The 12,689-nt window shown below is 60.5% G+C and carries 12 protein-coding genes and 1 tRNA gene; 11 read left to right on the forward strand and 2 right to left on the reverse strand.

What is annotated here, in order from left to right:
• Positions 1-47 precede the first annotated feature (47 nt).
• The 9 genes from infA to HMPREF1494_RS01455 all read left to right on the forward strand — a co-directional run bounded on the left by infA (position 48) and on the right by HMPREF1494_RS01455 (position 7,335).
• Positions 48-266 (forward strand): translation initiation factor IF-1, encoded by a 219-nt coding sequence (gene infA / locus HMPREF1494_RS01415; RefSeq protein ID WP_003808114.1) that lies wholly within the window; start codon positions 48-50, stop codon positions 264-266.
• 22 nt (positions 267-288) lie between these two features.
• Positions 289-402, forward strand: a complete 114-nt coding sequence (gene rpmJ, locus HMPREF1494_RS01420; RefSeq protein WP_003842636.1) for a 50S ribosomal protein L36 — start codon at positions 289-291, stop codon at positions 400-402.
• A gap of 136 nt (positions 403-538) precedes the next feature.
• On the forward strand, positions 539-916 hold the full coding sequence (gene rpsM, locus HMPREF1494_RS01425) for a 30S ribosomal protein S13 (RefSeq protein WP_003808138.1): 378 nt from the start codon (positions 539-541) through the stop codon (positions 914-916).
• An 86-nt stretch (positions 917-1,002) separates the two neighbouring features.
• Positions 1,003-1,401 (forward strand): 30S ribosomal protein S11, encoded by a 399-nt coding sequence (gene rpsK / locus HMPREF1494_RS01430; protein ID WP_003827267.1) that lies wholly within the window; start codon positions 1,003-1,005, stop codon positions 1,399-1,401.
• Between the two features lie 80 nt (positions 1,402-1,481).
• Positions 1,482-2,477: a DNA-directed RNA polymerase subunit alpha gene (locus tag HMPREF1494_RS01435; RefSeq protein ID WP_003837338.1), complete on the forward strand. Its 996-nt coding sequence runs from the start codon at positions 1,482-1,484 to the stop codon at positions 2,475-2,477.
• An 89-nt stretch (positions 2,478-2,566) separates the two neighbouring features.
• Positions 2,567-3,064, forward strand: coding sequence for a 50S ribosomal protein L17 (rplQ, locus tag HMPREF1494_RS01440; RefSeq protein WP_003842633.1), 498 nt, complete (start codon positions 2,567-2,569; stop codon positions 3,062-3,064).
• A gap of 100 nt (positions 3,065-3,164) precedes the next feature.
• Positions 3,165-4,055, forward strand: coding sequence for a tRNA pseudouridine synthase A (locus HMPREF1494_RS01445; protein ID WP_034518704.1), 891 nt, complete (start codon positions 3,165-3,167; stop codon positions 4,053-4,055).
• Between the two features lie 198 nt (positions 4,056-4,253).
• Complete coding sequence (locus tag HMPREF1494_RS01450) at positions 4,254-6,434, forward strand: circularly permuted type 2 ATP-grasp protein (RefSeq protein WP_003845081.1); 2,181 nt, start codon at positions 4,254-4,256, stop codon at positions 6,432-6,434.
• 100 nt (positions 6,435-6,534) lie between these two features.
• Positions 6,535-7,335 carry a transglutaminase family protein gene (locus tag HMPREF1494_RS01455; RefSeq protein ID WP_003837323.1) on the forward strand — a complete coding sequence of 267 codons (801 nt, stop codon included), beginning with the start codon at positions 6,535-6,537 and terminating at the stop codon, positions 7,333-7,335.
• Between the two features lie 72 nt (positions 7,336-7,407).
• On the opposite strand, the gene HMPREF1494_RS01460 is transcribed toward HMPREF1494_RS01455, so the two are convergent.
• A tRNA-Ser gene (locus HMPREF1494_RS01460) sits at positions 7,408-7,496 on the reverse strand.
• Between the two features lie 104 nt (positions 7,497-7,600).
• The gene (locus HMPREF1494_RS01465; protein WP_034518712.1) at positions 7,601-8,269 is read right to left on the reverse strand and encodes a hypothetical protein; all 669 of its coding nucleotides are present in this window, start codon (positions 8,267-8,269) and stop codon (positions 7,601-7,603) included.
• 270 nt (positions 8,270-8,539) lie between these two features.
• Here HMPREF1494_RS01465 and nusA point away from each other — a divergent pair, with 270 nt between their 5' ends.
• Together nusA and infB are read left to right on the forward strand one after the other, a co-directional pair.
• Positions 8,540-9,580, forward strand: coding sequence for a transcription termination factor NusA (nusA, locus tag HMPREF1494_RS01470; RefSeq protein WP_003842629.1), 1,041 nt, complete (start codon positions 8,540-8,542; stop codon positions 9,578-9,580).
• A 210-nt stretch (positions 9,581-9,790) separates the two neighbouring features.
• Positions 9,791-12,610 (forward strand): translation initiation factor IF-2, encoded by a 2,820-nt coding sequence (infB, locus tag HMPREF1494_RS01475; protein ID WP_034518719.1) that lies wholly within the window; start codon positions 9,791-9,793, stop codon positions 12,608-12,610.
• Positions 12,611-12,689 lie beyond the last annotated feature (79 nt).

Below are 12,689 nucleotides of genomic sequence, written 5' to 3' on the forward strand. Positions count from 1 at the left end.
GTGTCTTCGGGCACGCGTAGTAATCGCCAAGGAACGGAACGAGGCTCATGGCTAAAGACGGTGTGATTGAAGTCGAAGGACAGGTGGTGGAAGCACTGCCGAACGCGATGTTTCGTGTTGAACTCGAAAACAAGCATATCGTGCTCGCAACCATCTCCGGCAAGATGAGGAAGAACTACATCCGTATTCTGCCGCAGGATCGCGTTGTGCTGGAAATGAGTCCGTACGATCTGAACCGCGGTCGTATTACGTACCGTTACAAGTAAGGTACAAAAGCAAAGGAAAACCATGAAGGTCAGCCCTAGTGTGAAGAGGATCTGCGAGAACTGCCGCGTGATCCGTCGTCACGGCCGCGTCATGGTGATCTGCATCAACCCGCGCCACAAGCAGCGCCAGGGCTGAGAGTAGATCCAGCGGCACAATAAGTACAGGCGCTGAGTCACAGTTCGCGTCAGCGAGCTGAGCCCCGGGTACGCAGGCCCGGGCCGGGAAACCGGACGACTTGGTGCAAGACCTGCGGAACACAGAAGGAATCGCAATGGCACGTCTTGCCGGAGTCGACATCCCCAATGAGAAGCGCATCGAGATCGCCCTCACCTATATCTTTGGTGTAGGTCGCACTCGTGCCAAGGAAACGCTTGCCGCGACCGGTATCAACCCGGACATTCGCGTCAAGGATCTGACGGATGAGCAGCTGATCACGCTGCGTGACTACCTCGAGGGTAACTACAAGATCGAGGGCGATCTGCGTCGTGAAATCGATGCGGATATCCGTCGTAAGATCCAGATCAACTGCTATCAAGGCCAGCGTCACCGCAAGGGACTTCCTGTGCGCGGTCAGCGCACCAAGACCAACGCCCGTACCCGCAAGGGCCCGAAGCGTACGGTCGCCGGAAAGAAGAAGGCCACCAAGTAATTCGGTGGCGGTGAGTCTAAGCCACGAGACATACCGTCTCATCGCATAGACATCAAAGCAAATTCGTTATTAGGAAACGAGGGTCAATGGCAGCTCAAAAGCAAGCCGCGCGCAAGCCGCGTCGCCGCGACCGCAAGTCGGTCCCGGTTGGGCAGGCGCACATCAAGTCCACTTTCAACAACACCATTATTTCGATCACCGACCCGTCCGGCGCAGTCGTGTCCTGGGCGTCCGGTGGCGATGTCGGTTTCAAGGGCTCCCGTAAGTCCACGCCGTACGCCGCTGGTATGGCCGCCGAATCCGCAGCCCGCAAGGCTATGGAACACGGCGTCAAGAAGGTCGACGTGTTCGTGAAGGGCCCGGGTTCCGGTCGTGAAACCGCTATCCGTTCCCTGCAGTCCGCCGGACTCGAAGTCGGCTCCATCACCGACGTCACCCCGCAGGCACACAACGGCGTTCGTCCTCCGAAGCGCCGCCGCGTCTGAGCACTAGAAGAAATCATCGATCCAAAGCCGCTTATGGCCGGTGAGTGCACCACCGGTCCGAAGCTGAAAGGATAACCACAGTGCTTATCGCACAGCGTCCGACACTTACCGAGGAATCTCTCAACCCTCAGCGTTCCCGCTTCACCATCGAGCCTCTCGAGCCTGGTTTCGGCTACACGCTTGGCAACTCGCTGCGCCGTACCCTCCTGAGCTCCATTCCTGGAGCGGCTGTGACTTCGGTGCGTATCTCCGGCGTCCCGCATGAGTTCACCACTCTGCCGGGTGTTGAAGAGGACGTTACCGAGATCCTGCTGAACATCAAGGGCATCGTGCTCACCAGCGAATACGATGAGCCGGTTGTCATGTATCTGCGCAAGAGCGGCAAGGGCGAAGCCACCGCGGGTGATATCACCCCGCCGGCCGGCGTCACCATCGCCAACCCGGATATGCATATCGCGTCCCTCGCCGATGATGGCGAACTCGAGATCGAGTTCACCGTCGAGCGTGGCCGCGGTTACGTTCCCGCTCAGATGAACAAGCAGGACAACGCCGAGATCGGCCGTATCCCGGTTGATTCGATTTACTCCCCGGTGCTCAAGGTGAGCTATCGCGTGGAAGCCACCCGCGTTGAACAGCGCACTGACTTCGACAAGCTCATCCTGGACGTGGAGACCAAGCCGGCAATCTCCCCGCGTGATGCAGTCGCATCCGCTGGTTCCACCTTGGTGGAGCTCTTCGGCCTGTGCCGTGAGCTCAACACCCAGGCTGAAGGCGTCGAGGTCGGCCCTGCCCCGGTGGCAGAGGAGACCAACCCGGAGATGGCCGTTCCGATCGAGGACCTCAACCTCACTCAGCGTAGCTACAACTGCCTGAAGCGCGAGGGCATCCACACGATCGGTGAGCTGGTCGCCCACACCGAGCAGGATCTGCTCGACATCCGCAATTTCGGCATGAAATCCATCGACGAAGTCAAGGAAAAGTTGCAGGCTCTTGGCCTGGCTCTCAAAGCTTCGCCGCTCGGTTTCGATGCCAACAACCTCGAAGGCGGCACCTTCTTCTCGCCGGAAGACGAGTGATTTACCGCTTTTGACCTAACCGCTTCGTCGAATTCGGATGTTCGGGCGATTGCCCACCTGAATTCGACGGGGCTTTTCAAGGAGAAACAATGCCTACACCAAAGAAGGGTCCGCGTCTGGCCTCCAGCCCGGCTCATGAGCGCCTGATGCTCGCGAACATGGCCACCAGCCTGTTCCAGCATGGTCGCATCACCACCACCCTGCCGAAGGCCAAGCGCCTTCGTCCGCTGGCCGAGCGCCTGATCACCCTGGCCAAGCGTGGTGACCTGCACAACCGTCGTCGCGTGATGCGCGTCATCCGCAACAAGTCCGTTGTGCACAAGCTGTTCACCGAAATCGCCGAGCAGATGGAGCAGCGCGAAGGCGGCTACACCCGCATCGTGAAGATCGCCCCGCGTCGTGGCGATGCCGCTCCGGCAGCCATCATCGAGCTCGTCACCGAGCCGGTGAGCCCGAAGCAGGCTGTGGTGAAGGAAGCTGAAGCCGCGACCAAGGTTGCCGCTGAAGAGGCTCCGGTTGCTGAGGCACCGGTCGCCGAGGCTCCGGAAGCCGCCGTTGAGGAAGCTCCGGCCGAGAACGCCGAGTGATTGCTTTCCAGCTGATCGTAAGGGCCGGGAATCGAAAGGTTCCCGGCCCTTTGCTATGCCCGCCCTTTGATAAGCTCAATGCGTGAGATTACGAATCGACTTGGCATACGATGGTGGCGGCTTCTTCGGTTGGGCGAAGCAGCCTGATCGGCGTACCGTGCAGGGGGAGATCGAGCGCATACTGCACACCGTGTTGCGCGTGCCCGTCGATGATGCGGGGGAACCTCTCCGTCTGACCGTTGCGGGACGTACCGATACCGGTGTGCACGCCTCGCATCAGGTATGCCATCTGGACATCTCTGAAACCATACTCGCCCGTTGCGTTGGGCACATGAATGTGCCGCCAGTGGTCGCGTTGACGCGCCGGTTGCAGCGTATGCTGCCGAACGACATCACGATTCATGGGATCAACGAGGCTCCCCAAGGCTTTGATGCCCGTTTTTCCGCGCTGGAACGCACCTACGTATACCGCATTGCCGATCGGAGCAGCGAAATTGATCCGAGGATGCGCGGTTTCGTCCTGCACGTCGACGACGATCTGGATCTGGAAACCATGAACCAGGCCGCGGCCATGACCATCGGCCTGCATGACTTCGGTTCGTTCGCCACGCCAAACCCCGGCGGCACCACCATACGTGAGGTCAAAACCGCCTACTGGAGGCGCATACCGCAACGTCCACTCATTGACGGCGAGATGACGATGGGGGAGCGTTACCGTACGCCGTCAATGGAATCCGGTCTCGCCTGCTTCACCATCGTGGCCGACGCATTCGCCCGCAACATGGTGCGATCGCTGGTCAACGGCTGCGTACAGGTCGGCATCGGCAAACGATCCCTCGATTGGTTTGCGGACAAGATGGCCACACCGCTGCGCGAAGGCTCGACGGGACCGATCGCACCGCAGGGGCTGACATTGGAGCATATCGAATATCCCGATGACGATCAGTTGGCGATTCGTGCCGAAACGATTCGCGCGAAACGTACCTTATGACGAAGGAGCCGTTCCGGCCGATGGATAGGGGGTCGTTGTGACGATTGTGTTACGGGGATTTAACCTGTCCGTTGCTGAGATGTGGATGTAACAATTCCTCGTGGTTTTCGGTAACCGACAGCCGTTACCGTCGCTTCTACTACGGCATGGTCCTGAAGATTGGCATGCGTTATTAGGGGTATGAAGGAGCGTGGAAAGATGATCGAATCGGCTGCACGTAAATTGGCGACGGAACTGGTCAATCGCAGGGAATCCATCAATCGCGAGCTGAGCCGTAACGGCGTACGCTTCGGCATCTATAAAAACGGTGAATACCACGACCGGCTGTTCCCGTACGATCCGGTGCCGCGCATCATCGAATCCGACGAATTCGACGAAATGGAAGCGGGGCTCAAGCAGCGCGTCAACGCGCTCAACGCCTACCTGCGTGACATCTATTCCGACAAACATGCCATCAAGGACGGCGTCGTGCCGGAGGAATACGTCTACACCTCAGCGGGCTATTTTCCGCAGGTCAATGGCGTGACCCCTCCCGGCGGTGTGTTCGCGCATATCGCCGGCGAGGATCTGGTGCAGGGGCAGGACGGCAAATGGTGGGTGCTCGAAGACAATCTGCGCATCCCATCCGGAGCCAGCTATCCGCTGTTTGCGCGTGACATCGAACGCAGAATCACCCCAAGGCTCTTCCGCGACGTGCATGTACGTGACAACCGTGACTATCCGCGACTGTTGCGCAAATCCATGGACTTCGTTTCCACGGAAGGCATCGCCGTCGTGCTCACTCCGGGCCGCTACAATTCCGCGTTCTTCGAGCATGCGTATCTGGCCGAGAAAACGGGCGCCGCACTTGCATTCCCGGAAGATCTCGAGGTCGTCGACAACAAGTTGTTCTTCCTCGACTATTCCGGCAAGCGCCACCGTGTAGGCGTGGTCTATCGCCGTCTGTCCGACGAATATCTTGACCCGTTCGCCTTTAACCCCGATTCCGTGATCGGTGTGCCGGGAATCCTGTCGGCATACCGTGCCGGCAACGTCGCCATCGTGAACGCCCCCGGCAATGGTGCGGCCGACGACAAGGCCATCTACTATTTCGTACCGGCCATGATTCGTTACTATTTGGGTGAAGAGCCGATTCTGCAGAACGCGCCGACCTATATGCCGATGTTCGAGCAGGATCGCAAGGAAGTGCTTGACCGGCTGGGAGAGCTCGTCATCAAGGACGTTGCTGAGGCCGGAGGCTACGGCGTGATCTTCGGATCGTCGCTCGACAAGGCGCAACGTGAGGAGATGGCCGATCGCATCAAGGCCGAACCGCGCCGTTTCATCGCGCAGGAGGTCATCCAGTTCAAGGACATCGATGTGGTCGATCCCGAAACCGGTGAGATGAGCCCGCGCAAGTGCGACCTGCGCGCCTTCGTGGTGACCGGCAAGAACACGCACGTGTGGTATTCGGGCCTGACCCGATATTCGTCGGTGCCCGGACAGATGATCGTGAACTCCTCGCAAGGCGGCGGCTTCAAGGATACGTGGGTACTTGCCAAGGATACCGGCGTGGAGCACGATTCCGCACCGGGCTCCGAAAGCATCAACCTGCTGGCACAATCCCGCAAGCATTCGCTGGCGCTCGTGACCGCTTCCAAGGCCGACAATCTGTACTGGCTGGGACGGTACACGGAACGCGTGTTCACCACCTTGAACCAGTTCTTCCCCTTCTACGACCGCGTGATGGACACCGATGTGGACGCTTTCCGCCCGTTCGCCCGCGCACTCGACCTGCCGGAGGACTTCCAGGATTTCGACGCCTTCATCCACAGCTTCCTATACGACGAGAAGAATCCGGATTCCGTGCGCAGTGCCATCGTCTACGCCTTCAACAACGCCGTAATCCTGCGTCCGGAACTCAGCTCCCGTCTGTTGCAGTATGTGGAACTCGCCATGAGTTCCATCGTGGAAGCGGCCGATCGCGCCGCCTTCGACGAAGATATCTACAAGCATCGTGACATCGCCGACAACATGCTCGCCTTCTGGGGCGGCGTGGAGAACTCGCCGGTCGATCCGACGCTGAAATCCTTCATCTTCGTGGGCAAGTACCTGGAGCGTGTGGACCTGTATACGCGGTTCGGCTACTCCATGGAGGAGCTCAAGGCGCCATTGGGCAAGCTTGCATCCTATATCATGCCGTTGAACGGCCTGCCGGTGCCGCAGTGCTTCGCCGACGGCCTGCGCTGGTTGGTCGGGCAGCTTCCGTCCCGCGGGTATGCCGATCTTGCCGACACGCTCGGCACGTTGCTCGACGATTTCGATGAACGCATATGCACGAATGATCTCAAGGATTTGGGAATGCTGAACGCCATGAATATGGACGCCAAACGCGTGTAGTGAACAAGGGTTTGCCATGGACCGCTCAAGTCGTGTATAACGGCTTGAGCGGTTTCGCTGTGGTAGGGTGGTACAAGGATTTTTTCGCTGGGGAGACGATGTGAAGAAACTGGTGTTTGACTATGAGATGAAGCTCTCATTCAGCTCGCCCGTAACCGATCATCGGTTCCAATTGCGATGCATTCCGACTACGGGACCGCGTCAACAGGTTGTGGACGTGGAGGTCCGGATCGAGCCCGAAGTGGAGCTCGACACCACTGTAGATTCCTTCGATTCCGTGGTGATGACCGGTTTTATTCCCGAACCGCATACCATGTTCAACTATTCGGTGACGGGCATCGCCTTCGTGGACAACGAGCATATCAAGCCTGAGATTCACAAGCCGTTGTATCGTTTCAACTCCGCACTGACCATTCCAGGGCCCGCCGTCAACGCGCTTATCGACGTGTGCAAGGCGCGCATCGCCGCATTGCCGGCCGGCGGTTCGCCGATCGATCAGGCCCGCGAAGTGATGGATGAGGTGTTCAAGTCCTTCGTGTATACGCCTGCATCCACTACGATCCGCACCACCGCGGAGGAGGCGCTCGCCCAACACAAGGGCGTATGCCAGGATTACGCCCATGTCATGCTGTCGGTCTGCCGTCATGTCGGATTGACGGCGCGCTATATCGCAGGCCTGCTGGGCGGCGAGGGTGCCACGCATGCTTGGGTGGAAATCTATCATGGAAACCGCTGGATCGGTTTCGACCCGACGCACAACCGCATGGTCGACGACAATTACATCACCATCGCGCATGGTCGTGACTACCGCGACTGCATGCTCGACATCGGCATCTTCTCCGGTTGCAATGTGGAACAAAGCCAGTGGGTGAACGCTTCCGTGCACGAGCAGGAACTGTAGCGTCTTTCGCCGGGACATGGCTGCAAAGGCAAACAAAAAAGGTTGAAACACCATTGTTTCAACCTTATCTGTTGGCGGATGAAGCGAGATTCGAACTCGCGGAGGGGTTCGCCCTCACACGCTTTCGAGGCGTGCTCCTTAGACCGCTCGGACATTCATCCATATGCTGCTTGCACGCAAGCAACTTGTCCATTGTGCCACAGCATCGAGGATTGTCAAATTCCATTGGCGGGTCTTGCGTGTGGGCGCGTTCGTCGGCGTGCCGTCAGTCGAATAGGGCCTCATCGAAGGCGGGATACCCCCAATACAGCGCCAGCTCCGCGCGGTCGGCAATGAGAGCGGCCAGCGTACCAAGCGATGCCTTGCGGGATGCGTTGGATGACGTTCCTTCGCCCGTAGCGTTGGAGCTTGCGGCAACGGCGCTGATTTCGCTGCGCGCACAGTTCATTTCGATGACGGCGCCGGTCGGGGCTTTGAGTCCTGTCGCCCCGTCGACCATGGTGTCGGGATTGGCGAGCAGCGTCGCGGCATCGTACACTTTGTCGCGATGGTCGTCATCGTTGCCGGCGAGGGAGATCAGGCGTTGCGAAGTCGTCTTATGACGGTCGCTGAGGTCGAGGGAGACGTTGTCATCGGAGCGTGCGGCGAGAATTTCGGTCGCGAATCCCGCGGCATCCTCGGCCTCGGCCATCGTCGACAGCGAATCGTCGTCGAGGTCCAGCGAGGAGACGTCATCGAGACGTGACGGCGTCACCGGATCGACGGCTATGCCGAGGCGGGTCGCCAGCGTCCGGACGATATGACGGGCTTGCGCGCCGCGCATCGTGCCTTCGCCGAATCGTGCGGAACACTGCGTGGCGGTTTCGATCCAATCGTATGAGGCCTGCCGCGCCGACAGATACCGTTCGACGATGTGCGTTGACGTATCGTTCATGCGGTCGCTGTTGCTCGAAGCCGACAGATAGGCGCTTTCGCAGGCGCTGAGCCTACGCTCTGACTCGGCCCTTCCGGCGACGCGCGGCGTTGAGCATGCGGACGCCCCCATAGCGAGGGCGAGGATCGTGGCTATGGCACAGGCACGTCTGGTAAGCGGTGAAGCCGAACGATGAAACGGGTGACGTGTCTGCATGAATCATTACACTAATAGTTGACTGTGACCATTGGGCCAAGCGCTCGGAATAACTTCATATAGGAGGTCTTGAAGATGGAACTGGACCTGGCAGGAATGCACCAGCTCGCAGCTGGTCAGGGAATCGATCCCGAGACGCTGGACGCCGCTCTTTCGGAAGCATTGCGACTGGCATATCTGAAAACCCCGCATGCGGCGAAGCATGCTCGTATCGAGCTTGATCCGCGTGCCGGAAGCTTTACCGTATGGGCCCAGGATGAGATTCCGGGCGAACCGACCGAGGAAGATCCGCACCCCGCGCCCACATTGGGCGAGGAGTACGATGACACCCCGCACGATTTCGGCCGTCTGGCCGCCGCGACCGCGCGTCAGGTAATCAGCCAGCTGTTCCGCAAGGCCGAGGATGACAAGGTGTTCGGCGCGTTCTCCGGTCAGAAAGGCAAGCTGATCACCGGTATCGTGCAGCAGGATGCCAAGGATACCGCCAACGTGCATGTTGCCGTCGGCGATGTCGAAGCCTTGCTTCCGCGCCGTGAGCAGGTGCCGGGCGAACGCTATCGCCATGGCGAGCGTATCCGTGTGTATGTGGTGAATGTGGCCCGCGGCCTGAAGGGACCGGAGATCGTGGTTTCCCGTTCCCATCCGGAGCTGGTGCGCCGCCTGTTCGAACGCGAGGTGCCGGAGCTGGTCTCCGGTGCCGTGTCGATCATGGCCATCGCCCGCGAGGCCGGTGCCCGTACGAAGATCGCCGTGCGCGCCAATACCGAAGGCGTCAATCCGAAGGGTGCCCTGATCGGCCCCGGCGGTGCCCGTGTGCGTGCCGTGATGGAGAATCTCGGTCCGGAAAAGATCGATATCGTCGATTGGTCGGCCGATCCGGCGAAATTCGTCGCCGCCGCGCTGTCGCCGGCCGTGGCGACCGGCGTGCAGGTGATCAGCGAGAAGAACAATACCGCGATCGCCTTCATTCATGATGACCAGTTGTCGTTGGCCATCGGCAAGGAAGGCCAGAACGCTCGTCTGGCCGCCAAGCTGACCGGCTGGAAGATCGGCATCGAATCCGCTGAGGCGCACGCCAGGAAGATGCAGGAATCGGCCGGGGAAAGCGCCGAATAATCATCATTTGAGCATGCTTTGAGCCTGTGGGTGTACAATCCACAGGCTCGAGTATGCTGGACTCGATAGTCCAAAGCATGGGGGTGGAACGCCCTTATGCCGGGAAAAGACGAGGTATCACGAACATGGTTGCACGATGAGACGGAGCAAGCTCGCCGTGAATCAGTAGCGGTCGCGCTGGTATGCGCGGCCCGGGATAGGAGAAATTGAGTGCCGAAAGCACGCGTATATGAACTTGCCAAGGAATTTGGCGTAGACAGCAAAACCGTTTTAAGCAAACTTGAGGCGATGGGCGAATTCGTGAAGTCCGCTTCGTCGACCGTGGAGCCGCCAGTCGCCCGCAAGCTGAGGAGCGCGTTCTCGAACAATGCGTCGGGCAATGCGTCCGAATCCAAGAAACCCGCAGCACCGGCCAAGAAGCCGGCGTCGCCGACCCATGCGGCGCCATCCGAGGCCAGGCCGGCCGCGCCGAAGCCCGTTCCGGCGGCCAGGCAGACTCCGAGGGCGGAAGCCCCGAAGCCAGGCAGCCCCTCCGCCCCGAAGCCGGGCCAGCGTTCCGCGCATGCCGGTCGTCCGGGCGATCAGCGTCAGCATGGCAATCGCCAGCAGGGCGGCAATGCGCCGCGTCCGCAATCTTCCGCAGGCATGCGTGGCGGCAAGTCCGCTCCGGTGCCGGGTCCGCACGCACCGCGCAGCAACAATCAGCAGCAGGGCGGTGGCAACAACGCCAAGCCGCATACTCCGGGACCGCGTCCGGGCAACAATCCGTTCAGCCGCAAGCAGGGCATGCATACGCCGACGCCGGGTGACATTCCGCGTCCGCACCCGATGGCGCGTCCGAATGCCAATGGCAACGAAGGTCGTCGTGGCGGTCGCCCCGGTCAGGGCGGCGGCCAGCGCGGTGGCTTCCGCGGTCGTCCAGGACAGGGCACCGGTGCCAAGCCGGGGCAGTGGGGCCAGCATCGTCCGGGTCAGGGCGGCGGCCAGCGTCCGGCAGGTGGCGGCAACCGCTTCGGTGGTAGTGGCAATACCGGCGGCTATCAGGGCAACAGCGCTCCGAGCAGCAGCCCGGCACGCGGCGGCGGCCGCGGTCGCGGAGGCGCCGCAGGCGCATTCGGGCGTCAGGGCGGCAAATCCTCGAAGGCACGTAAGAACCGTCTGGCGAAGCGTCAGGAATTCCAGGAGATGAAGGCCCCGGTCATCGGCGGCGTTCGCATTCCGACCGGTAACGGACAGACCGTCCGTCTGCGTCAGGGCTCGTCCCTGGCCGATCTGGCCGAGAAGATCAACGTCAATCCGGCGGCCCTTGTCACCGTGCTGTTCCATCTCGGCGAAATGGCCACGGCAACGCAGTCCTTGGATGAGTCCACCTTCCAGATCCTCGGCGAGGAAATCGGCTGGGACATCAAGATCGTGTCCGCCGAAGAGGAGGATAAGGAGCTGCTGCAGCAGTTCGACATCGATTTGGATGAAGAGGAACTGCAGGAGGATGAGGATCTGCGGCCTCGCCCGCCGGTCGTCACCGTCATGGGCCACGTCGATCATGGTAAGACCCGACTGCTCGACACCATCCGCAGCACCAACGTCATCGCACGCGAAGCCGGCGGCATCACGCAGCGTATCGGTGCATACCAGGTCACCGTGGATCTTGAGGGTGAACCCCGCAAGATCACGTTCCTCGATACCCCGGGCCACGAAGCCTTCACCGCAATGCGTGCCCGCGGCGCCGAACTGACCGATGTCGCGATTCTCGTGGTCGCGGCCGATGATGGCGTGATGCCGCAGACCGTGGAGGCCATCAACCACGCTCAGGCCGCACATGTGCCGATCGTGGTCGCCGTGAACAAGATCGATAAGCAGGGCGCCAACCCCGACAAGGTGCGCGGCCAGCTCACCGAATACGGTCTGGTGCCGGAGGAGTATGGCGGCAACACCATGTTCGTCGACATCTCCGCCAAGCAGGGCACCAATGTCGACAAGCTGCTCGAAGCCGTGCTACTCACCGCGGATGCCGAACTCGACCTGCGCGCCAACCCGGATATGGATGCTCGTGGCGCCACCGTGGAAGCCCGACTCGACAAGGGTCGCGGTGCCGTGGCCACCGTGCTGGTACAGTCCGGTACGCTGCATATCGGCGACGCCATCGTGGCGGGAACCTCCTATGGCCGCGTGCGCGCCATGCTTGACGAGAACGGCACCGCCATGAAGGAAGCCACTCCGTCCACTCCGGTGCAGGTGCTTGGTCTGACCTCCGTGCCGACCGCAGGAGACCTGTTCCTGGTCGCCAGCGACGACCGCACCGCACGTCAGATCGCCGAGAAGCGTCAGGCTACCGAGCGTGCCGCTCAGCTGGCCAAGCGCCGTAAGGTCGTTTCGCTCGAGAGCCTCAAGGAGCAGTTCGCCAAGTCCGAGGTCGACATGCTCAACATCGTCATCAAGGGCGATTCCTCCGGTTCCGTCGAGGCGCTGGAAGATTCCTTGATGAAGATCGAGGTCTCCGACGAGGTCGGCATCCAGGTGATCCATCGCGGCGTCGGTGCCATCACCCAGAACGACGTCAACTTGGCTACGGTCGACAAGGCCGTCATCATCGGCTTCAACGTGCGTCCGAACCGTCAGGTGGCGGATCTGGCCGAGCGTGAAGGCGTGGAAATCAAGTACTACTCGATCATCTACAAGGCGATCGAAGACATCGAAGCGTCCCTCAAGGGCATGCTCAAGCCGGAATTCGAAGAGGTCGTCACCTCCCACTCCGAAATCCGCGAGATCTTCCGTTCCTCCAAGTTCGGCAACATCGCCGGCGTCATGGTGCAGGACGGCGAGGTCAAGCGCGGTACGAAGTGCCGTATTCTGCGCAATGGCATCGCCACCGTCAACGACCTCGAGATCTCCTCGCTGCGTCGTTTCAAGGATGACGTCACCTCCGTCAAGGAAGGCTATGAGGCAGGTATCAACCTCGGCTCCTTCAACGACATCGAGATCGGCGACATCATCGAGACCTTCGAAATGCAGGAAGTCGAGCGCAAGTAGTCGAGTCCTTTCGACAGCTTGCCTGACAGGATGAAGGAAACGCCCACAGTCGGATTTCGGCTGCGGGCGTTCCGCAATA

Source organism: Bifidobacterium sp. MSTE12, from assembly GCF_000513015.1.
Lineage (GTDB): Bacteria > Actinomycetota > Actinomycetes > Actinomycetales > Bifidobacteriaceae > Bifidobacterium > Bifidobacterium dentium.